Origin of the sequence: Chryseobacterium sp. G0162, assembly GCF_003815715.1 — a bacterium.
Taxonomy (GTDB): Bacteria; Bacteroidota; Bacteroidia; order Flavobacteriales; family Weeksellaceae; genus Chryseobacterium.
The window spans coordinates 2358395-2382298 of sequence record NZ_CP033922.1; the positions used below are offsets into that span (position 1 = coordinate 2358395).

Below are 23904 nucleotides of genomic sequence, written 5' to 3' on the forward strand. Positions count from 1 at the left end.
CTAAAAAAATCCTCCTACCCCCCTTTATTTCCATTATTAAAAAATTTTTTTGTCAGGATTAGAAAAAGTCCCCGACTATCCTTTTAAATACAACTTAAAAAAATCACTATTATGAAAAGGACCTTTTTAAAAATTACGGTGGCTGTAGCAGGAATTATGACAGCATTTACTCTTTCTTCCTGCAATGATTCAGACAATAATATGATGGATTTATCTTCTCAAAGAACCATCATTTTTGAAAATGTCATTACCCCAAAAGATTTTGTAGAAAGTGGGAGCTTTCAGGGAACCGGAGCCGTTCCTGTCATTTTACCCGGACAATCCGTATCCGTCAAGTTCAGTGCGGGGAAAACACAGGCATTGATGTTCGCAACGATGTATGGCGCTTCAAAAGATTGGTTCTTTGCTTCTCAACAGCCAGGCATCAAATTGTTTGACACCAACGGGAAAGCCATTACCGGCGATGTTTCTTCCAGCGTATTGCTGTGGGACAACGGAACGAAGGATAATATGACCGGACAAGTGGAAAGCAAGCCTATTGCTCAGGTTCCTAATGTGAATGCCTCACAGCTGATGAAACTTAATCTTGACTACAATGAGATGACGTCGGAATTCACATTAACAATTACCAATACTTCTGGTGGAACAGCCAATGAAACGCCTTTTTCACCTGGAGTCTGGGCTGTTTCTAATTACAACGGCTCTCAGCTGCTAAACAACGCACCGTTCTTTACTCCGAATGCTTTATCTAATCCCGAAATTACGGACATAGCCCAGATGGGAAGTATTGGTAAGATGACAGCAAAGCTTAGCGCCAATACTGGGATTATAACAGGCCTTTCCCCTGCTTTGGTTGTAATTTATCGCGGAGATAAAAATCCAATCTATGAATTGGGAAAAATGGATAATGGAATGGGATTAAAGGAGATTGCCCAATTTGGAAATGTAAGTAAACTTCAAAGCAGCTTACAATCTTTACCAGGGATTAAAGGAATCTATGTTGCCGGAAATGCTCCTGTTCCACCGGGAAATAAAATTATGACTAATTTCAAAGCAGATCCGGGGGATAAAATTGCTTACGTTACCATGTTTGGTTTTTCCAATGATTGGTTCTATGCAAATGAAGTAAGTATTGACGCAACAGTAAAGGGTGAGCTGAGCTCCAAAACAGCTTTATTTGATTCCGGTACTGGAGTAGATCAATACCCTGGAGCTGGAAACCGCCAGGCGTTATTTGGAGGAACCCACAAAGTGAATCCATGGTTATTTCAAAAGTTGGAAACCAGTATCCTGTTCCTGCTGTACAAAATGTAATTAAGGTCACGGTGAACTAAATTCATATGATGAAATAAAAAATACCAGGCAGCTTTCTGTCTGGTATTTTTATGTTAGGAGGTTAAATTACAAAGACAACATTCTAATTGTCACTAAGCATTCCAAAATTCCCGGTCTAAACTCCTGTACTGTATGGCTTCAGAAATATGATGGGAGAGTATTTTTTCGGATGCTTCAAGATCAGCAATGGTACGGGCAACCTTAAGGATCCTGTCATATGCTCTGGCGGAAAGGTTCAGTTTTTCCATAGCCAACTTAATAAGTTTGAAAGACGCTTCATCCAATTCACAGAATGCTTCAATTTCCTTTGGACCAATCTGGGCATTGCTGCTGATATTAAGATTTTTATATCGTTCATTCTGAATCTCTCTTGCTTTCAGAACCCTTTCCCGGATATCTTTACTTTTCTCTCCTTTTCTCTTTTCTGAAAGCTGTTCAAATTCTACTTTCTGAACTTCAATATGGATATCAATCCTGTCTAAAAGCGGTCCGGAAAGCTTATTCATATACCGCTGCATTTCATATACAGATGAGGTATTATTGGGGTCATCCGGAAAAAAGCCACTTGGACTGGGGTTCATTGAAGCGACCAGCATAAAACTTGCAGGATAATTGACAGTAAACCTAGCTCTTGAAATGGTCACTTCCCGATCTTCTAAAGGTTGCCTCATCACTTCCAGCACTGTCCGTTTAAATTCTGGCATTTCATCCAGAAACAGAACTCCATTATGAGCCAGTGAAATTTCTCCTGGCTGAGGGTAACTCCCTCCACCTACAAGGGCAACATCTGAAATCGTGTGGTGGGGAGATCTAAAAGGGCGAACCGTCATTAATGAAGCTTCTGTTCCTATTTTCCCTGCCACGGAATGTATTTTTGTAGTTTCCAGAGCCTCTTTTAATGTTAAGGGAGGTAAAATACTCGGAACTCTTTTGGCCAACATTGTTTTTCCACTTCCTGGAGGGCCGATCAGAATGATATTATGACCACCGGCAGCAGCCACTTCCATGGCTCTTTTTGCCGTTTCCTGGCCCTTAACTTCTGAGAAATCAAATGGAAAATTATTAATTCTTTCATGAAATTCTTTTTGGGTATCCAGTATCACCTTCTCAATAGGTTTTCCTTCATTAAAAAAATCAATAACTGTCTTTATATTTTCTACCCCATAAACCTCAAGATCGTTAACAATCGCCGCCTCCCTTGCATTTTGTATGGGAAGAATAATTCCTTTAAAACCCTCTTCCCTAGCCTGAATTGCGATTGGTAAAACTCCTTTGATAGGCTGTAGGCTTCCGTCCAGCGAAAGCTCACCCATAATGATATAGTTTTGAATTTCTTCGGCCAGAATCTGATCTGATGCGGCTAAAATGCCAATAGCTATACTTAGATCATAAGCGGAACCTTCTTTTCTCAGATCAGCCGGAGCCATATTAATTGTAATTTTTTTTCCGGGAATTTTATACCCTACATTTTTCAATGCAGCAGAAATCCTGTAACTGCTTTCTTTGATGGCATTATCAGGAAGCCCTACCAGATGGTATCCTACTCCACCAGTATCTACATTTACTTCAATCGTTATCGTCTGGGCCGCAACGCCATGAATAGCACTGCCATAAATTTTGATCAGCATAATGTGTTTTTGAAGTAAATGTAATTAATATACTATTTTAAAAATCTGATAGTTATACTGATAATTTTCTATAGAAAATAAAATTTTGAAAATGATTTTAAGAAAAGTGAATGTTTAAAATCTATTTAATTCTTAGTTATTACAATTGGCAACAAACAGAGGTTTCCCTAACTTTTTTACAGCAACCCGAGGCTGTGAAGTGCCCGTAATTCTATCAAATTTCATCAATACATCATTATAATGATAGTCTTTACTTTTAAAATTCAGTTGTTTGACTGGTACAGCAGGATTTACATATACATTCCTTAATTTGTCATATTTATAGTCATCAAATCTATTGTGCCGTTCATATCATCATTTGTATTATAGGAATTGTTCACCAACTTATAATCTGCGGCAAAAGCCATATTGAAAGATTGATTCAAAAATTCTAATTCTTTTTCATTGGAAAACACCTCTTTAACAGAATGTTTTTTAATAACTTCATCTGAATCTCTATTCACATCTGACAACCCTTTTTTTGTAATTTTAAAAATAAAATCATGGTGATATAAGCTATCCTGCATATGCTGAACAATAAAATCATTATAATCACCGGTTGAAAATTGATACATCAATTTTGGAATATCTGCCTCTATCCTATTTTCAGAGTTTTTTTCTTCCAATAAGGTAATAGCAGAAAATTTTTCTTTGAAAATATGGACATTGGGATAATCCAGGCAGTTAGCTCCATTGTTGAAAAGAGATTGCATTTTGTTTGGAAATTCACCCACTACAATATTGCTATTTCCTATACCATCACCAGTAAAATTGACTCTCATTCCTTCTTTTATGTCAGGGTTTTTGCGGGCATACATATAAAATTTAGCTTCTGGATTTATAGGCTTCAGATAGAGAAGATCTTTTTCAACAGTCCATGTTCCTTTTATCAAGGTTGCATAGGCAATGATCACAAATGTTTTATTTTTATTAATAACGAAGGCCGCGCCCTTTGCTTTATACACCCCATCGATGTTTTCTTCATTTTTTTGAGCATATACCAACACGGTACAGAATACCATCAAAGGCAAAAGCAGTTTATTAAGATTCAATTCCATCATTAAACATTTTGATAAATATCGTAAAAATCTCACGGCAGAACTCTAAAAAATTTTCATAAAGGTGAATTTTCACTTGAATTGATCTAAAAAAATGATTGTAAACTAGACTTTTATAACCATACAAAGTATCATGAAATACATGGATCTGATTCGTTTGGAAAGGGTAAAGCCTATGGTAGTTTTATGTGAATGATGAATAATGGCAGAACAATCTCCGGATTCTTGCAAATTTTAGTTGTTGGATAAAGTATTATTTGATGATTTTTGCTTTATTCATAGAAGATATTATCAAACACGGCAAAAACACACTTCGGATAACTTATTAAAATAAAATACCTTACAATAAAAAATGATTCATAATAACAAAAAAACATACTCATTGTTTCATGTGAAACATAAAAAGTCTATTATTTCTCATTTCATCAGGCCATATTTCAATATCATTGATAATCAAACAGAAACACAATATTATATAAAATCAAGTTCAAATAACAAAGTCTTTATCCCTACATACAAAGCAGATATATAGATAAATCTTTCAATTTATAGCTGTTTTTTATAAGATACTCATCACAGAATTATAGATAATCTGTATCAAAATAAAATCGGCACAAATACATGTACCGATTTAACCACTATTAAAAACTAACGAAAAGATTATTTAATCCTTTATTTTTTTATGAATTTATTTCTATAGACTTCTCCTTTACTACTTTTAGAAACGATGATATAATTTCCGGGAACCAAATGGCTTACATCAATGGCTTGTCTGTATTGATGGTCATTTTTCTTCAAAATCAGTTTCCCGGACATATCCATAATGTTAATCTCTTTATATTCTTCTGATTCTTTGCCAATATAAAGGAACTGTGCTGTAGGATTGGGGTATATATTTAATTTATTTTCTTTAGGTTTTACTTCTCCTGTTCCTAATTTTCCACAGAACTCCCAATTACCATATTCTAATTTTACAAAGGCAAAAGGATCTAACATTTGGCATTGATTGGGACAATATTCTGTACAGGCATAGAAACCATATTCTCCAGGTTCAGAAGTGGTATAGCTATCCCCGGTCTGATTAGGAATTGCACAAGGATCTCCGGTAAATGGGGCCGTAGTTGTCGGAACACATTTGAACCATGTATGAGGGCCATACACTACAGGAAATACATCATCAAACTTTACAGGAGCCTCATTGCATACATGGGCTATTCCACCATCTACAATCTCATAAGTTCCGGGAACAAAGGTAGACATCATGGCAGGAAGACCATAAACATACCCATCTGCCATTACTGCAGGGCTTTCTTCAATACAATCTCCTTGTGTAACTTTTACTTTGAAATAATACAATTGATCATTCCCATTGATGGTTAACTGCTGTGATGTGGCTCCGGGAATGACTTCCCAAGGATTATTATTAGGACTTTGCCAGGTCCATTCCTGTTTGTACCACTGATAAGAAGAGTACGTCTGTGTAGTAGAAAGAATTTCATCTTCACTTTCACAAAACAGGATCTTATCTGCAAAGATAGCCCCCAGCCTTGGACTGGTAATGGTAGGGTTACACTGCGCCTTTACAATCAGAAGGTTAAATAATAAAAATGTTAAAAAAATCAGTTTTGTTTTCATATATATTGACATTTAAGTTGATTTCTGTTTTAAAAGTCATCATCATTAATCAATCAACAATCTGATCCCGAATTTCACATTAAAATGCAGGGGTTTTTCTTTATAAATGGTGTTGGGAGAATTCTCATCTTTGAAATGATAACCAATCCCCGGCTCCGCATAAATTCCTAGTCTATTAACCACTTTCACCTGGAGCCCTACTGCCGTATTCACTGAAAATGACAGCGGTTTATGATCCAGATTTTCCTTAGAAGTCTCCTTTACTTCATCATGTACTACATAACTTGTTGTAATACTCCCTGCTATTGGTTTCTCTACCAGTGCACCTCCTGTAATATACCCTGTAAACCTTCCTTTCTGAATAACATTATAATTAACCTGAACAGGAATTCCGAGATAGTGAACTTTCTGCTCTCCTTTAATATAATTATCATTGCTTCCTGAATGAAGTTCTGAAGCCAGTTTGGTATAATTCAAACCTGTCCCAATTCCCCATCTTTTTCCCAGATTATAATACACCGATAGCCCGAATGTTACCGGAACTTTATGTCTGATCCTGGCTTCTATCGGCTTACTTTGGTTGGCCAATAGTATTTGTGTCAAAGGATCATCTACATACTCGGAAGCGCTCCATACCTGCTCAAAATTCATTGGTTTTCCGCTGACAGAAGCATAACCATGAAACTGCTGCTCTGCAGAATTGGAGGAGGCATTCCCTGTAAGCATACTGAGCATCCATTTCCTCTCAGAACGAGCCTTTATATTCTTCACTTTAGCATTATCTGCATATTTTTCAGACAGCTCATTTTCCACCTTATTTATTTCTTTTTCAGCCTCTTTATACTCTAGTTTATCATTCGCCAGAGGCATTTCCTGCGGTTTATTATCATAAATGGATACTGATTCCTTTGTTACAGGTATTTTGATAATAACCTGATTATTTCCTTGATTTTCAGCGCCTCTTTTCCCTTTCTCTTCAGCCTTTGTGTATTTTATATTTTTGACAGGAGAATCTATTGTATTAAAATCATTTTGTGCTAAAGAAAAATCCGCCTTTGATTTCTCCTCAATCTTTATATTCTCCTGCTGTTGTTCATTTTTCAAAGGCAGCTTTCTATCTGTTTCTTTATGAGGATCTGACAAATTTTGTGTAAGTTTTTTTTGATTTTCTTCCGGCCACATCTTTATCATCATAAAAATCAGAACAGCTGCTGCAGCTACACTTCCGATATGATAAAGCCAGATTGTACTTCCAACACCTCCTCTATCGGTCTTCTTTTCTTCATTTTCAGTGTCGGTTGCAGGAATAATTCCTGTCACCAGCTTATTTTCCTCTTCTCCTGAGAACAATTCATCCTTGATGTCATCCCACAATCCTTCCGGAACCTCTTCTTCATGGTTCTCCATTCTGCTTCGCAGGTTATTGAGCCATTCGTTATTCATATTGTGCTTTTTTTGACATTTTAAATTCCTTTACTTTCTGAACCAACAGCCCTTTTGCACGGTGAAACTGTGATGCTGAAGAATTTTCTGCAATTCCCAGCAACAATGCAATTTCTTTATGACTTTTCTTTTCAAACACGTATAGGTTGAAAACAGTTCTATATCCATCTGGAAGAGAATGAATTAACTTCATAATGTCTTCTTTCGGAATTTCCTCAAAATCAGGTTCTTCTTCATTGGGAAGATCAGGAAGCTCCTCTACTTCAACGGAAGATTTAAAGTCTCCTTTCTGCCTGATATGCTTCAGAGATTCATTTACGGTAATACGGGTAGTCCATGCTCTAAGAGAACCATCACCTCTATATTCAAATGATTCTATGGAGCGAAACATTTTGATAAAACTGTTCTGAAGGACATCATGCACATCTTCTTTTTCTGTTATATACCGGGAGCACACATAGGACAGATTACCTGAATAAGCTCCAAAAAGCTCCTTCCAGGCGGTTTCCTCCTTCTGCAGAAGGCGGTTTACCAACATCTGTTCTTTACTTTCTCCCATGTACTGCTCCAGTATACGATATTTTGATTAAAATTTTAAAGCTAAAATAGATTGCATCGTATAAATACAATCTATTTATAGTAATAACCGTTAATTAATATTTTACACAGAACGGAAAATTATAATTAATAGCTTCATAAGGGGCAAGTACTGTACCGTCTACGGTAATTTTCTCTGCTGTTAAAGCAAATCGCAGTGAGCCATCCATTCCCACATAAAACCCTTTCTGCTTTGCATTCAATACCACTTCTGTCTTTTTGTTCACACCATCTACAGGAATCAGAATCATCAATGGTTTAGGGCTCAAGGATAATTCAATCACATTATTGCCTGCATTTATAGACGCTGTATATTTAATATCATATTTTACCTTTCCTACTGCTTTAATCGCTGCTTCTGCTTTTAACGGATCTTTCACCACTGTTTTCACAATTTCATCCACCGGAAATTCTGAAAACATAATCGTATCTTTTTTTGCTTTAAAATTTTTTATTTTTTCTGACTTGCTATCTCCTTGTATGGTAATAAGTCTTCCTTTATAATTTCCATTCACATCTTCCAGTTTTACGGGTCTTATTTCCGGACCATCAACACTGCATGAATACAAAGAAAATCCTGTTAATACGATTAAAATAGCTGTTAAAAATTGAGTTACTGTAAATTTTTTCATTCCATTATTTTTTTTCATTAAACATTAATTATTTTGAGTACTCATTGATATAAATCTCATTTCCCGGAAATCTTGCATGTTTTTTTCAAAAACTATCAAATTTTTACGTAACTCATTGATTTCATGAATAAAAAAAATCAATTCAAATGATTAGTTTTTCAATAAAAAATGATAATTATTCTGGAATTCATATTGTCATGTTTAGGTTTTCGATCCACTTATCCCTTTAGTATATGATCTCTGTAATCAAAAAAGGAAGCTACATTGTGTAACTTCCTTTCCTATGTTTTCATCTGCATTTTACTCTACACCACCACCTAGGGCACGGTATAGATCTACCTCAGCATTTAATCTTTCCAACGTTACGTTGATCGCTTCCAGATCGTTCTGAAGCTTATTATTCTGAGCTGTAATCACTTCAAGATAGGTTGCCATTCCGCTTTTATACAGCTTCAGCGCATCGCCGATTCCTTTATCTAAAATGGCTGTTCTCTGTTCTAAAAGCTGTAATCTTTCTGAAGTGCCCTGGGATTTCGCCATGGCATCAGAAACTTCTCCAACAGCCGTCATTACTGACTGTTTAAAGTTGATTGCTGCTTTTTCCTGTTCAATTAATGCCGTTTCATAAGCTGTTTTCAGTTGTTTTTTCTGAAAAATTGGTGCTGCCAGGTTCGCCGCAATTGCTTTAGTAATAGAACCCGGAATATCAAACCATGAACTGAATTTATTTGAATTTACCCCAATCTGCGGACTCAAACTAATGCTTGGGTACATCGCTGCTTTTGCCAATCCTGTTTTTGAATTCAGGCTTATCACATTAAATTCAGCCATCTTAAGATCCGGTCTGCGGCTTAATAATTGTGCAGGAAGTCCTTCTGAAAGCTTATTTCCCGGGATCATCATTTTCAAATCTCCTGATCTTTCAATCTTCGCTGGATACTCTCCACAAAGAATACTCAAAGCATTCTCCTGAATGGATATATTCTGTTTGGCTAAAGGAATCAAAAGTTCTGCTGTTTTCTTCTGCGCTTCTGATTGCTGTACCGCTAATGAGTTGATCTGTCCTGCCTTAAACTGAAGATCCATCATTTTCAGGGTATTATTACTTAATTCAATATTCTGCTCCGCGATTTTCATCTGCTCATCTAAACTTATCAGATTATAATACGCCTGGGCCACCTGAACAATAATTCTGCTTTTTACAGCATTTAAATTTTCTTTTTGAGCAAAGTATTCCGCTGCCGCCGATTCTTTCTGCATTTTCGCTTTTCCCCAGATATCAACCTCCCATGAAAGTCTCAGATTGGCACTGAAATCATCCATGTGCGTTGTTCCTACAAACTGCTCATTAAGCGATCCGTTAAGTGTATTTTTAGAAGCCCAGCTTCTGTTGGCTCCGGCATTGAGATCCAATGTTGGAAGAAGAGATAACTTCGCTTGCTTATACATCAGATCAAGCTGTTCTATATTTTTCAGCGCAACGTTTACTTCATTATTTCTTGTTAAAGCTTTATCTATTAAACCAATCAGTTTAGGATCTTTGAAGAACGTTTTCCACGGTAGCACTACAGTATCTCCTGTTACCTGCATAGATTCTTTGTAGGATTCCGGCACCTGAAGCTCTGTTCTTGCATAAGGTTTCCCTACAGTGCAGGACACCAGTATCGCTGCCATTGCCCCTGAAATAAGGAAATTCTTTATATTAAATATTCTCATTTGTCAATTGATTTTGGATTATGGGATACTTCTTTTTAGATGAAAATTTCTCATCCAGATATTGGAAAAACATATACAGGATAGGAATTACAAATACCCCTAACACCACTCCACTCAGCATTCCTATGGCCGCACTCACACTGATAGATTTATTTCCTGAAGCCATTCCTCCTGTAGAGATCATTAATGGAATCATCCCCACAATAAAGGCTAATGATGTCATAATGATCGGACGTAATCTTGCCTTCGCTCCTTCCAATGCAGAATCCAGAATGGAAAGCCCCGTTTTTCTCCTCTGGACAGCAAACTCCACAATAAGAATTGCATTTTTAGCCAGCAATCCGATAAGCATAATCAATCCTACCTGTACATAGATATTATTATCCAATCCAATAGCTTTGATTCCAAGGAATGCTCCTACAATTCCCGTTGGGATAGAAAGCATTACTGCCAATGGAAGGATGTAACTTTCATATTGTGCTGCAAGAAGCAGATATACGAACAGTAAACATAATCCGAGGATTACAGCCGTCTGGTTTCCTGCTGATTTTTCTTCTAAACTTAATCCGGTCCATTCATAACTATAATCAGAAGGAAGTTTATTCAAGGTTGGTTCAATTTTATCCATCAAAGCTCCGTTACTGATCCCTGGTTTTGGTACCACATTAATGTTCAATGAATTATATAGGTTATAACGTTGAACGGATTCCGGACCATAGACTTTTTTCAAGGTGATTAAGGTATTGGCAGGAACCATTTCTCCTTTATTATTTTTCACGAAAATATCATTAAACGCCTGTTCATCCATTCTAAAAACACCATCAGCCTTGATATTTACTCTGTAAAATTTTCCAAATCTTGAGAAGTTCTGAGACTGATCTCCTGAGAAATACGTCTGAATAGATCCTAATAAATTAGCGATACTTACTCCTAACTGTTTGGCTTTATCTTCGTTTACTTCAAGTTCAAGCTGTGGATAATCTGCTCTGAACATCGTGTAGGCATAAGCTACTTCCGGTACCTGCATCAATTGTCCGATCACATCATCTGCTTTTGCCTTAAGAACCTGTGGATCTCTACCCATACGGTCCTGAAGAACGATCTCTGCATCATTCGTTACTCCATATCCTTCAACCGGAGGCATTCTGAAGCTCATTACACTTCCTTCTTTGATAACAGACAGCTTATCATTAACGATATTCATGATTTCATCAATATCCTGAACGGCTCCCCTTTCTTTCTTAGGTTTTAATTTCACAAACCCCATGGCATAAGCTGGTCCGGCACTGTTACTTAACAAGTTAAATCCTGTAATGGAAGTATTCTCCTGAACAGCATCTACCGTTTTTAAAATGGAATTGATCTTATTGGAAACTTCTGTAGTTTTTGTCAATCCGGTTCCCGGAGGCATGCTCAATGAATAAATAAAGAATCCGTCATCTTCCATTGGAACAAAACTCTTGGTAGTACTTGTCATCAACCATGCCGAAAGTCCTATAATTCCGGCTACTAATCCTGCTGCAATCCATTTACGACCAATTAAAAATCTTACACCTTTTGCATAACGTTCTGTCATATTATTGAAGCCTGCATTAAAAGCAACGGCGAATCTTTGTCCGAAGCCTTTTTTCTTTCCGCCTTCTTCTGCATGGTGGTTTTTCAAAAATACCGCACATAAGGCTGGTGTTAAAGTAAGAGCGTTTACCGCCGAGATAATAATCGCAATCGCTAAAGTATAGGCAAACTGCTTATAGAATAACCCGGCAGAACCTGACATAAACCCAATGGGAATAAACACCGCAGACATCACCAATGTAATGGAAATAACAGCCCCTGTAATTTCACCCATCGCTTTGTGTGTAGCATCTCTTCCTGAAAGGTCTGTCCCTTCCATATTACTGTGAACCGCCTCTACAACGACAATTGCATCATCTACGACAATACCGATCGCCAGTACAAGAGCGAACAATGTCAATACGTTAATTGTAAATCCTAATACCAAGAGGAAGAAAAAAGTACCGATAATGGCTACCGGAACCGCAATCGCCGGAATAATGGTAGACCTGAAATCCTGTAAGAAAATAAATACAACAATAAACACAAGGATAAATGCTTCTATCAGGGTAGATTTCACCTGTCCTGTTGCTTCATCCAATCTTTCCTTGGTACTCATTACCTTGGTATATTTAATACCTGGAGGGAAGGATTTTGAAAGCTGGTCAATCGCTTTATTGACTCCTATTTCAATTTCATTGGCATTAGACCCTGTGGTCTGCATAATGGCTACGGTAACCGCATTTTTACCATTGGAAAGGTTATCTCCACTGTTATTAATGGAACCAAATTCTACCCTGGCAACATCTTTAAGCCTGATTACATTGGTTCCATCATTTTTAACCACGATATTTTCGTATTGTTCCGGCTTATTCTTCTTTCCTTTGTATCGGATCACATATTCCAATGCAGCATCTGATTCTTCCCCCAATTTACCAGGAGCAGATTCTAAACTGTGATCGGCAATTGCATTCGAAACATCCGTTGGTTCCAATCCATAAGATGCCATTTTCTGAGGGTTCAGCCAGATTCTCATGGAATAATCTTTAATTCCAAAAATCTGTGCTTGTCCTACTCCTTTTACCCTTTTAATTTGTGGGATAAGGTTGATGTTGGCAAAGTTCTGCAGGAAAGTTTCATCATATTGTTTATTATCTTCAGTATAAATATTGAAAATCAATACCATACTATTCTGTTGCTTTGAGGTCGTTAATCCCATTCTTACCACTTCCTGAGGTAATATCGGTGTGGCCTGCTGTACTCTGTTCTGTACATTTACCGCCGCCTGGTCGGCATTTACTCCCTGCTTAAATATTACAGAAATGGTAAATGTTCCGTCATTACTTGCCGTAGACTTCATGTAGCTCATGTCTTCTACCCCGTTGATCTGCTCTTCCAAAGGGGTTACCACAGAACGGATTACCGTTTCACTGTTTCCTCCTGGGTACGAACCTGAAACGGTAATGGTGGGTGGAGAAATGTCCGGGAACCTGGTCACTGCCAGCTGGTTTAACCCGATGATCCCTAAAATGACAATGATAAGGGATATTACCGTCGCCAGTACCGGACGGTCTATTATCTTTTTTAACATTTTCGAATTTTCTAAGAATGATTATAAAATTATTTTGAAGGAGATACTTTTGCCACAACCTGTGCCCCATCTGCAAGGGCATCTATTCTGTTGATGGCGATTTTGTCTCCTGCATTCACTCCATTTTTCACAAAGTAATCTTGAGAAGTGCTTCCAGATACTTCAATCTGCATCATTTTCACTTTATCTTTTCCTTCTAATTTATAGACGAAGAACTTATCCTGAATATCTTTTACAGACGTTTTCGGAAGCTTTACTACACCATCTAATGCATTGTGTATCATCACACGTCCTGTTCCTCCGGATCTTAGAAGTTTATCCGGATTCTGGAACACAGCTTTCATCTGGATACTTCCTGTATTTCTGTCAAAGTTCCCACTGGCATTTTCCAACCTTCCTTTAAAACCATAGGTAGAACCGTCTGCTAAAATAAGCTCTACATTCTCTGTGTTTTCACCTGAAGCAGCAGCTCTGCTATGAGCAATAAAGTCTGCCTCATTCATTGAGAAATAGACATTTACACTGCTTATATTAGAAAGTGTTGTTAATGGTGATGCATCAGACGGGCTGATGAGGTTTCCTACCCTGTTTGGGATTCTTCCTATATAACCGCTCACCGGTGCCTTAATGTATGCGAAATTAGCATTGATCTTTGAAGAACCTAAAGAAGATTGTGCCTGAGCCACTTGTGCTGATGCTGCCTTTAAACTTGCCTGTGCTGTTTTCAGCTGCATATCAGAAACTACTTTTCCTTCTACAAGAGGTTTCAGCTTTTCAACTTCCAGTTTTGCCGATTCCTGAGCTGCTAAAGCGGATTTCAAAGCGGCTGCATTGGTATTTACCTGTTCATTGTATACCGATGGATTAATTCTAAACAATGTTTGCCCTTTGCTCACATATTGTCCTTCTTTTATGTATACAGCTTCCAGGTATCCTGTTACCTGAGCTTTTATTTCTACATTGTCCTGCCCTTCTATACTTCCGGGATACCCCGTTGCAACGTCTTCATTTCCTGACTTCACCTGGATAAAGTCAGTAGGAAGTGCCTGTACCTGCTGCGCATTTTCCTGCGCGTTTCCCGAACCGCAGGAGTACAATATTGCTGCAGTTATAAGTGAAAGTGCCAGATATCCTTTTCTGTAGTTCATAACATTTGTTTTTAAATTTTACAACAGCAAAATAAGTTCATATAATAAGGATGTGCATGTAAAAATCCGGTGAAACGTAGTTAATCGCAGGTGAAACGTATGATACCAAAAATGAAAGGAAAAGTGGTTATTTCTACCATTCAGATCGATAAAAAACGGCTTTATCACTTTAGTATTTCAAAAATACGGTTGAGGTTTCAATTTATACGTTTCACTTTTAAAACTCATCGTTCAGGTTATTTTCCCTTCTAATTTCGCAGTATCAAAACATCAAAAAATAAGTCAATAATTTAAATTTTTATCAAATGAAAAAGTTTTTAGCAATCACAGCGATCGTATTAGGAGTAGGAGTACAGGCTCAAACTACAACACCGAAAAAGGAATCAGGGATAGAATTAATTCCAAAGGCCGGAATCAATATTGCCAATCAATCTATTAAAAATGTAAATGGTGAGAAATCAAAAACATCCTTTCAGGCCGGCTTAGGGGTAAATATTCAAACAGGAATAAAAAACTTTTCTGTACAGCCTGAAGTTAACTTTATCAGCAAGGGAACAAAGTTTAAAAACAGCTTTGGAAGTGAAACATACAACTTTAATTATTTAGAAGTTCCGGTGTTAGCCAAATACAGCTTTGGTCCGGTGTATGTAAATGCAGGACCTTCTATAGGCTTCCTGATGGGAAAGAATGATAAGGTAAAAGCAGCATATGGTAAAACCAAATCCATAGATTTTGGATTACAGATGGGAGCAGGTGTAGCCATTCCTGCAGGACCCGGAAAAGTAATTGTAGATGGCAGATATAATTTAGGATTAAATAATATCTCCGATGAGAAAGGAGTAGATGTAAAAAACAGAGGTTTTGCGATCTCTCTAGGATATGCTATTCCATTGTAATCTTTAATTCATAGCTTTTTCTTCATATGATCCCTTCATGAGCAATTCTTGGGGGGATTTTTATTTATAAGATTGGAAGCTGGAAGTTACTATTGTGCAGACAAAATCTAATAGCTACAGAAAGGTTTGAGGCTCTCTGAAAAGCGTTAATTAAATTGATTTTTCTTTTGTTTTTCAGTCTTCAATAACCTCCAGCATCCTACCATTAATAATCCATCCAGGATTTAAAAATTGATGCCTTTTCCCGGCTTACGATCACTTCCATCTCAGGTTGTTTTCTCAGCTCCAGTTTCAGTTTTCCATTGAAATGATTGAAAATCTGCTTTACAGAATCAATATGAATGATAAACTGTCTATTGGCCCGGAAGAAGAACTTCGGATCCAATTGTTTTTCAAGCTCCTCCAATGTTTGAGGAATATTTTCTACTACACCAGTGTTCAGCATGGCCTTACTGATTCCCAATTCTGTATAAAAGTATAAAATGTCTTCTGCCAATACTGTTTTATATCCATCACGATGAACGATAAGGAATCGTTTTCTATAGTCTTTGGGCTGGATATAATTGAGAAGCCCCTCAATGGCTGATCCTACAACAGGAACTGCTTCCATAAAGGTCTCATAGCGCTTCAATGCGGCATCCAGTTCTTCCTCTTCTATGGGTTTCAGAAGGTAATCTATGCTATTGTATTTAAAAGCCTGTACGGCATATTCATCATACGCTGTTGTAAAGATTACGGCGCTTTTGACCTCATGTTTATTAAAAATTTCAAAGCTTAAACCATCTGCCAGGCGAATATCCATCATAATGACATCCGGAACAACATTGTTTTCCAGCCAATTAACAGTAGAGGTTATGGAATCTTCTACGGAAAGAATTTCAATATGGGGTCTTAACTTTAGCAACAGCCTTTTTAACCGGTCTGCATTGGGTCTTTCATCCTCAACTATTAAAATTTTATTAATCTTCATATCAACGGGAGTTTTACAATAAATTTATCTTCAGTTTTTTCTATAATCGGTTTTGTATAGCCCAGAATCTCATACCTTGCAATGATATTGGTAAGCCCAACTCCTGAAGAATCCGGCTTATTGAGTAATGGCAAAAAGGTATTAGCAACTACCAGCTCTTTTTCTGAGTTTGTATACACATGAATTTCCAGTGGGTTCGCCTTTGAGGTCTGATTATGCTTAATAGCATTTTCAACCAACAGCTGCAGGGATAATGGAAGCGTATACATAGATCTGTATTCTTCTTGGATGTCAATTTTAAATAATACTCCCTCGCCAATTCTTTTTTCAATCAGGAAAATATAGGAATCTAAAAATTTCAGTTCTTCTTCTACGGCTATGATATCTTTTTTAGAGTTCACCAACAAATACCGGTATACACGGGCAAATTTTTCTGAATATTCATATCCTAACTGTTGATCTTCCAGAATTAGTTCGGAAAGAACACTCAGGTTGTTAAAGATAAAATGGGGATCTATTTGTAATTTAAGAACCTGAAGTTCAGCGGCCATAGCTGCCTGTTTATGCTTGGAGGCTCTAAGTTTATGCTGAGCTGCTTCTACAGCGGTCCTTTTCCAATTTTGAAGCAGATAATCCACTGTATTAAAACCACTTATAATCAACGAAATCACAATATTCGTAGCAACCCATTGTCCTAATAGTGTATATTCTTTTCGGGAATCCATTTCCGGTAAATTATCAGAGGTACAGTCTACAATGGCATTAATAATCATTACAATCAAAACACTTCCTACAATCTGAAGAAATCCCTGGATGAGTAATCGCTTAACCGTCCTATCTTTCCACGGAAGCAGCTTATTGAGAGTAGAATCTATAAAAATACTAACCTCTGAAATGATGATTGAAAAAAAGAATACCCACAAAGCATCTTCAATAAACATTTTCAATGGAGTTTCCCAATACCTTTGCCAAACCGGATCAAAAGGATCAATAAGATAGGAAAATCCGCAGAAAGCAATTACTGCTACGGCCCAAATTACCAGCCTCCTTTTCATAGCGGAAAGGATCTTTTTACTTCGTACTAAATTTTTTCTAATCGTAGAAACCCTATTCATATCCGGGACTTTGTGAATGTAAATATAAAAATAGATTTTAGAAGCCCATGCCCTATTTTTAACGAGACCGCCAAAACCGTCCCTGAAACGTAAAATAAACAAGTTCAAATGAAACCTGACGTTTCATCACCTGAAAAATACATTTCATCATCATTTTATGCAACATCACCATATTTTTAATAAAAGGCCACGGGCTTCTACCCTAGTTTTGCAGTATTAAAATCGGTACAATGAAAACAATAATTGTCTGCACAGATTTTTCCCAGGAAGCTGAAAATGCAATTCATTATGCAGCTTCTATGGCTAAAGAAAACCAATATCATATTATTATACTGTTCAATTTACAGAGCATTTCTATCCATGCCCTGAATGCTCAGATTTCTGCTGATTTTTTCTATGAACAGACCCTTAAAAACCAACAAAAGCTTACTGATAAATCCATGGAGATAAATCTTTTATATGCTGTAAAAACAGAGTATTATCTAGCTTCAGGAAATTTTATTGATGAGCTGAATAACTGTATACAAGCCACAAATGGGGATTTTGTTGTGATGGGGATGGGAGAAAAAACGCTTGAACAGAGGCTTTTAGGGAACAATGTGATCAAGGCTATTCACAGGATCAAAAAACCGATATTAATTATTCCGGGACATATAGAATATACAGGAATCCAAAAGGTTCTCTTTGCCTATGATACTCATAAATCCATTACCTGGTCTGCCATGAATGACATTTATTCTTTCATTAATGAGTTCAATGCAGAAATTGAAGTATTTAATGTAAGTGAGGGTGTAGAGGATTTTACGGAAGTCATTCATGATATCGATCTGAATTCCGGTTATGATCTTGATGATATTAAATACAGCTTTAAGATGATAAAATCTATTGAAATCATCAAAGCGATTGAGGAGGAAGTAAAATTAGCCAATGCAGATCTCCTGACAATGGTTCCTTACCGGTATAATCTTGTAGAATCTCTTTTCCATCGAAGCAAAACAGCCATCATGGCCTATAAAAATAAAGTTCCATTACTATCAATCCCCCTAAACATAGATTAAGACTCAATCAATAAAAATCATATTTGAATTATCCTTTTTTGCCTTTTTAAGGTTAAATTTTACACTTAATCTTGTTTAATAAGACCGGAGTTTTCTTCGGTCTTATTTTGATTTTAACCTCACTCGCTGTAAATTATTTACTGTTCAAGATCATAAAGCTCTAATAATAAAAATCTTCTACGCTATCAACGTAGAAGATCATCCTTAATATAATAATATAAAATTATCAGGAAATCAAAGTCATTAATGTCTGATAATAATTTTCTTGCAATTCACTGCTGCCATTAAGGAACAAATAAGGCTCAATAAGCTCCAGTTCCATTAAGTGAAATGAATTATTGATTAATACACCATCTACCCTCGCATACAATGTTGATTGGGGTAAAGTTTTTAAATACGTCCCAGCCTGTTCTATATGCACCGGATCCGGGGTTGGATAACTAATACTTCCGCCATGATAATGCTGCACTCTGAAATCACCTTGTTTAGGCGTTTTTAATGAACAATGGCTATATTTTCCGTTGAAAAACAGGAATGACCATTCTCCATTTTTAATTTCCTCTACAAAAGGCTGTACCATATAATCCTGTTCTTTCAGAAACTCATTAATTTCTTTAGATCGTTTATCAAAATTATCTCGGTTTATGGTTACCGTATTTTGAGCTCCAGCACTCACACAAGGCTTTACAACCAATTGATCAGCTCCAAAAACTTCAAAAAAATGTTTACCAAAAGAAGATCCTTTTTCCACATATTCTGAGGCAATGACCGGAAGTTGCTTGTCCGCAATATCTTTCAGGTAATGTTTATCTGAATTCCATTTGATGATTTCCACTGGATTTAACACTTTAATTCCTAATCTTTCAAGATGATCCAGCCAGTTCAGAAATTCATGCAAATGATTATGATAATCCCACGGAGACTTGATAATAGCCACATCAAACTGACTCCAGTCCACATTTTCATCATTCCAAATGGTGGGAACAATATCCACACCTTTGTTGTTCAGAAAATTAATCAATTCCGTATCTTCATCATTGGTTACTCCCACCGAAAAACGGTCTTCTTTTTTAAAGCCTACTAGTGTAATTTTCATGCGTCTGTTATTATACGTTTTTCTTGGTGTAAAGTTGCAAAGAACTTATGAATGAACACAGACACAGATTTTTATATTTGGAAGGGTACAATTGAAAATGATAAAATATTGACACCAATTATTTTCCTTTAAATAGTGAACAACAAACAAAAAAGCATTTATTTGTAATACAATTATATTAGACGGAAAATAAAATTGATTTTGGATGGACTAATTAAATTTTTATATTGCATAGTAAAACGATCGTTTTTTAAAACCAAATTATGACTGTAGGTTACGCCAGAGTATCGACTCCCGAACAAAATATTTCTACTCAAGTTGAAATGTTAAAAGATAATGGATGTGAAAAAATATTCACCGACATTGCAAGTGGTGTTCGAGAAGATAGATTAGGATTAAATGAAATGCTCTCCTATTTGCGAAAGGATGATATCATACTAGTATATAAAACAGATCGAATTTTTAGATCACTAAAAAACATGATTGAACTTATCGATAAATTCAATGAAAAGGGCATTCTTTTTAAAAGCATTACCGAACCAGCCTTTGATACAACTTCAGCCAATGGAAAGTTTATTATTCAAATTTTTGGAGCTGTAGCCGAGTTTGAAAGAAGCCTAATTAGTGAAAGAACAAAATCTGGATTAGAAGGTGCTCGAAAAAGAAAAAAACTTTTAGGCAGACCCAAAGGATCAAGCCAAAAAAGTATAGAAAAATATCAATATGCTAAACATCTGTATGATAATAAAAATATTCCCATTAATAAAGCTTGTCAGCAAGCAGCAATAAGCAAAGCAACATTCTATCGTATTGATAAAATAAAAACAACTTAATATTTAATACGTCACATTTTGTCGTATTAAAATATATTTTTGCAAAAAATAGTAATAAATCATTCTACCAATTTTGTTTAAGAAGTAATTGTATATTCATAACAGGTAAAATCATGTCAGGTAAAATATTTTTTATAGGAGGAATCCATGGAGTTGGCAAAAGTACTATATGTAAAAGCATCTGCAAGGATTTAAATCTAAAATACTTATCAGCAAGTCAACTTTTGAAATGGGATGAATCTGAGGACCCAAAAAACAAAAAGGTTAGTAACATTTTACAAATGCAAAATAAATTAATAATTGGTTTGAAACTTAATACTGATGTTAATAAAAATTATCTTTTAGATGGGCATTATTGTTTATTGAATAAAAAAAATAAAGTGCAACCCGTTCCACATGACACATTTATTCAAATTAATCCTATAAACTTAAACATTATTCTAGGTAATGTATCAGAAATTAGTACTAGACTTCAAAATAGAGATAACATAGTTTATTCAATAGAGCTTCTAAAAAAATTTCAAAATTACGAACTATCATATGCACAAGAACTATCAAAAAAATTAAACATAGATCTTAATATAGGAACACAAGATAATTATTCTGAAATATTAGAAAAAATTTATAAGAAACTAAATACACCATGAAAGCATTATTAGATACAAACATTATTATACATAGAGAGGCCTCTCGGGTAATTAATCAAGATGTTGGAATTCTTTATCGATGGTTGGAACGAGCCAAGTATACGAAATGCGTACATTCTCTTTCAATTGTTGAAATTGAGAAATATAAGGATAAGACAGCTGTTAATAGTTTTCATATAAAGTTAGACAGTTATGAACAAATCGAGTTACCATCTCCCTTACAAAAGGAAGTTATAGAGTTATCTTCTATAATAGATGCTAATGACAATGATAGAAATGACACTCAACTTTTAAATGAAGTTTATATTGGCAGAGTGGATATATTAATTACAGAAGATAAAAAAATGCATCGCAAAGCGCTTGAATTGAAAATTCAAGATAAAGTCTTTACTATAGATTCTTTTCTGGAAAAAACATTTGCAGAACATCCAGATCTTGTCAATTATAAAGTTCTTAATGTTCAAAAGCTTAAGTTCGGTAGAATTAATTTAGATGATAATTTTTTCGAAAGTCTTAAAGAAGATTATAATGGATTTGATAAGTGGTTTATAAAGAAATTTGATGAAGAAGCATATATTACTGTAAACTCAAATAATGGTTTACTATTATCCTTCCTATATTTAAAGATTGAAGATAGTGATGAAAATTATAAAGATATTATCCCTTTATTTACTCCTAAGAAAAGACTAAAAATTGGAACTTTCAAGGTAATTAATAATGGATTTCGTCTTGGGGAAAGATTTATGAAAATTATTTTTGATAATGCTTTAAAAAATAAAGTTGATGAGATATATGTTACTATATTTGACAAAAGAGATGAACAAAAAAGACTCATCGACCTGTTGGAGCAATGGGGATTTATTTTCTGGGGGAAGAAAAATGAGGAGTTAATATATGTAAGAGACTTTACTAAAGCTTTTAACAAAGAGAATCTAAAAGCACATTATCCCTATATTTCACGATCACAAAATTGCTACATAGTACCAATTTACCCAGATTATCATACTAACCTATTACCCGATTCAATTTTAAACACAGAATCTCCAGAGGAGTTTATCGAAGACTTTCCGCACAGAAATGGTATTAATAAAGTATATGTGTCACGAGCTTATGAACCACACCCTGAACGTGGAGATATTCTTATTTTTTATAGGACAGGGGGGTATTACAAGAGTGTAGTTTCCACAATAGGAATAGTACAAGAAGTTAAATATGATTTTAAAGACGAAGACGACTTCGTTTTATACTGTAGAAAAAGTACAGTATTTCCTGAATATGACCTACGGAAAATGTGGAATCATTCTCATGATAAGCCTTTTGTTGTTAATTTTTTATATATCTATTCTTTTCCACACAGAATTAATATGAAGGAATTAATTGATTTAAAAGTTCTTAACGGCATAAATGATTCGCCAAGAGGATTTAAACATATCAGCGAAAAAAAATTCAACGATATTTTAAAAAATACAAAAAGTGATGAGAGCTTTATTCTTGATTAATAGTTAATTTAAAAAAATGAAAAGTATAGCTATTTGGGAGTCAAGGAATGATAAGCAGCCCTTTCAAGAAATAGAATTACATTTTAATTATTGGAAAATACCTAATAACGATAAAAATTTTCACAAGTTTTTAGATGTTGGCCTTAAATTAAAATCGACTCAGAATACGGAGTATATCAATTTCTATTTTCCAGCCAAGATAGAAAAAAAAGACTTTTGTGATATAGTTTCCAAATTTATAAAGAAACCTGATTTAGTTAGTGCAATATTTAATGAAAACTACAAAGTTGTCATTGAAGGAAGTAAACAGCATAAAATTCTCAGTGATCAAGATGATGAAGTTTTTACTGTTTATGAATTTTCTGATAATGACATCAGCTTTGAAAATAAATATGGAGGGACAATAGTGAGTTTAAAAGTACCGAAAATAAACAAAAAATTATATATTAGACTTAGAATTTCAGGCCCTTTTTTAAATCAACTCTCTACAATCACGAGCCCGTCTAACTCAATTTTCGAAAGTGCATTTTCTGAACTAGAAATGATTGATTTTAGAGTTAATGAAATAAGGGATCTAAACAAAGATCTTATGGAATATTGTGGCAAAATGTGTCACATCGAAAAACAACATTTCTTTTACATTTGCAGCAATAGTGAAGATGTTATAGGATATCATACACCTTATTTAAGTTGCCGTAATTTGGAAAATTATAGATGGAATGGTTATGTCGATTTACCCGATATAGAGAATGCTATTTTCCTAGCCTATCATTGGAAATGGACAAATCAAGAAAACAGTTCCCTTTTGATTAAATCTAAGTATGAGAAAAATAATTGGAAAACGATTGCAAAATATTTAGGAGTTGTGGTAAGTATATCATTAGTGGGATGCTTTTTGTATGATATATTTAAGTTTTTACTATTAAAGTTATTATAACGAATTAAATTATAATGAGAGTTTTATTATCTATCAAACCAGAGTTTGCCTTTAAAATATTTGAGGGTAAAAAAAAGTTTGAATTCAGAAAAGTTATTTTTAAAAAAATGGATGTAACAACAGTTGTTGTTTATGCATCATCACCTGTACAAAAGGTTATTGGAGAATTTGAAATTGATACTATTTTAACATCTGCCCCTGAAGATATATGGGAAAAGACAAAAAAGCAATCGGGAATTACTGAAAAATATTTTTATGAATATTTTGGAGAGAGAGAGGTCGCTCATGCTATAAAAATCAAAGATGTTAAAAAGTATTCAGAACCTTTATCGTTAAAAGATGATTTTAAAGTTTCTCCTCCTCAATCTTATATGTATTTAGATACTGTATAAATGAAATTTGAAATAATGAAAAAACCTGTGAGAGACACAGGTTTTTTCATTATTTCAAAAACAATCGTAGCTATTACAATTAAAG

At 35.2% G+C, this 23904-nt stretch carries 20 protein-coding genes; 8 read left to right on the forward strand and 12 right to left on the reverse strand.

The features are described 5' to 3' along the window. The first annotated feature begins 111 nt into the window (after positions 1 to 111). The gene (locus EG344_RS10780; protein ID WP_228412907.1) at positions 112 to 1314 is read left to right on the forward strand and encodes a spondin domain-containing protein; all 1203 of its coding nucleotides are present in this window, start codon (positions 112 to 114) and stop codon (positions 1312 to 1314) included. Positions 1315 to 1427: 113 nt separating this feature from the next. Here EG344_RS10780 and EG344_RS10785 read toward each other — a convergent pair whose 3' ends face one another. From EG344_RS10785 to EG344_RS10825, 9 genes are all read right to left on the reverse strand, one after another. Continuing rightward, positions 1428 to 2963, reverse strand: coding sequence for a YifB family Mg chelatase-like AAA ATPase (locus EG344_RS10785; RefSeq protein WP_123909432.1), 1536 nt, complete (start codon positions 2961 to 2963; stop codon positions 1428 to 1430). Between the two features lie 305 nt (positions 2964 to 3268). Further along, a complete protein-coding gene (locus tag EG344_RS10790) occupies positions 3269 to 4063 on the reverse strand; it encodes a hypothetical protein (protein ID WP_228412908.1) in 795 nt (264 codons plus the stop codon). 669 nt (positions 4064 to 4732) lie between these two features. Then, a complete protein-coding gene (locus tag EG344_RS10795; protein ID WP_123909433.1) occupies positions 4733 to 5695 on the reverse strand; it encodes a T9SS type A sorting domain-containing protein in 963 nt (320 codons plus the stop codon). A 45-nt stretch (positions 5696 to 5740) separates the two neighbouring features. Then, complete coding sequence (locus tag EG344_RS10800) at positions 5741 to 7138, reverse strand: porin family protein (RefSeq protein WP_123909434.1); 1398 nt, start codon at positions 7136 to 7138, stop codon at positions 5741 to 5743. After that, complete coding sequence (locus tag EG344_RS10805; protein WP_123909435.1) at positions 7131 to 7697, reverse strand: RNA polymerase sigma factor; 567 nt, start codon at positions 7695 to 7697, stop codon at positions 7131 to 7133. Before EG344_RS10805 ends, EG344_RS10800 begins: the two co-directional genes overlap by 8 nt. A gap of 94 nt (positions 7698 to 7791) precedes the next feature. After that, entirely contained in the window at positions 7792 to 8367 is a 576-nt protein-coding gene (locus tag EG344_RS10810) for a DUF4840 domain-containing protein (protein WP_123909436.1), read from the reverse strand. A gap of 300 nt (positions 8368 to 8667) precedes the next feature. Further along, complete coding sequence (locus tag EG344_RS10815; protein WP_123909437.1) at positions 8668 to 10083, reverse strand: efflux transporter outer membrane subunit; 1416 nt, start codon at positions 10081 to 10083, stop codon at positions 8668 to 8670. Next, positions 10070 to 13228, reverse strand: coding sequence for an efflux RND transporter permease subunit (locus EG344_RS10820; RefSeq protein WP_123909438.1), 3159 nt, complete (start codon positions 13226 to 13228; stop codon positions 10070 to 10072). Before EG344_RS10820 ends, EG344_RS10815 begins: the two co-directional genes overlap by 14 nt. A gap of 29 nt (positions 13229 to 13257) precedes the next feature. Continuing rightward, on the reverse strand, positions 13258 to 14376 hold the full coding sequence (locus tag EG344_RS10825; RefSeq protein ID WP_123909439.1) for an efflux RND transporter periplasmic adaptor subunit: 1119 nt from the start codon (positions 14374 to 14376) through the stop codon (positions 13258 to 13260). A gap of 305 nt (positions 14377 to 14681) precedes the next feature. Between EG344_RS10825 and EG344_RS10830 the strand changes: the two genes are divergently transcribed. Next, positions 14682 to 15272, forward strand: a complete 591-nt coding sequence (locus EG344_RS10830) for a porin family protein (RefSeq protein ID WP_123909440.1) — start codon at positions 14682 to 14684, stop codon at positions 15270 to 15272. Between the two features lie 205 nt (positions 15273 to 15477). Here the strand turns inward: EG344_RS10830 and EG344_RS10835 are convergent, their stop codons facing one another. Together EG344_RS10835 and EG344_RS10840 are read right to left on the reverse strand one after the other, a co-directional pair. Then, complete coding sequence (locus EG344_RS10835) at positions 15478 to 16242, reverse strand: LytR/AlgR family response regulator transcription factor (protein WP_123909441.1); 765 nt, start codon at positions 16240 to 16242, stop codon at positions 15478 to 15480. After that, the gene (locus EG344_RS10840) at positions 16239 to 17297 is read right to left on the reverse strand and encodes a sensor histidine kinase (RefSeq protein ID WP_228412909.1); all 1059 of its coding nucleotides are present in this window, start codon (positions 17295 to 17297) and stop codon (positions 16239 to 16241) included. Before EG344_RS10840 ends, EG344_RS10835 begins: the two co-directional genes overlap by 4 nt. 290 nt (positions 17298 to 17587) lie before the next feature. On the opposite strand from EG344_RS10840, the gene EG344_RS10845 reads away from it, so the two are divergent. After that, on the forward strand, positions 17588 to 18415 hold the full coding sequence (locus EG344_RS10845) for a universal stress protein (RefSeq protein WP_123909443.1): 828 nt from the start codon (positions 17588 to 17590) through the stop codon (positions 18413 to 18415). Between the two features lie 226 nt (positions 18416 to 18641). Here EG344_RS10845 and EG344_RS10850 read toward each other — a convergent pair whose 3' ends face one another. Next, on the reverse strand, positions 18642 to 19511 hold the full coding sequence (locus EG344_RS10850) for a RimK family alpha-L-glutamate ligase (RefSeq protein ID WP_123909444.1): 870 nt from the start codon (positions 19509 to 19511) through the stop codon (positions 18642 to 18644). A 263-nt stretch (positions 19512 to 19774) separates the two neighbouring features. Between EG344_RS10850 and EG344_RS10855 the strand changes: the two genes are divergently transcribed. The 5 genes from EG344_RS10855 (at position 19775) to EG344_RS10875 (ending at position 23819) form a co-directional block, all read left to right on the forward strand. Then, positions 19775 to 20344: a recombinase family protein gene (locus tag EG344_RS10855; protein ID WP_123909445.1), complete on the forward strand. Its 570-nt coding sequence runs from the start codon at positions 19775 to 19777 to the stop codon at positions 20342 to 20344. A 113-nt stretch (positions 20345 to 20457) separates the two neighbouring features. Continuing rightward, entirely contained in the window at positions 20458 to 20991 is a 534-nt protein-coding gene (locus EG344_RS10860) for an ATP-binding protein (protein WP_123909446.1), read from the forward strand. Beyond that, positions 20988 to 22490: a PIN domain-containing protein gene (locus EG344_RS10865; protein ID WP_123909447.1), complete on the forward strand. Its 1503-nt coding sequence runs from the start codon at positions 20988 to 20990 to the stop codon at positions 22488 to 22490. The genes EG344_RS10860 and EG344_RS10865 overlap by 4 nt, the downstream gene beginning before the upstream one ends. Before the next feature lie 16 nt (positions 22491 to 22506). Further along, a complete protein-coding gene (locus EG344_RS10870) occupies positions 22507 to 23427 on the forward strand; it encodes a hypothetical protein (RefSeq protein ID WP_123909448.1) in 921 nt (306 codons plus the stop codon). Between the two features lie 14 nt (positions 23428 to 23441). Next, positions 23442 to 23819 (forward strand): hypothetical protein, encoded by a 378-nt coding sequence (locus tag EG344_RS10875; RefSeq protein WP_123909449.1) that lies wholly within the window; start codon positions 23442 to 23444, stop codon positions 23817 to 23819. The last annotated feature ends 85 nt before the right edge of the window (positions 23820 to 23904 follow it).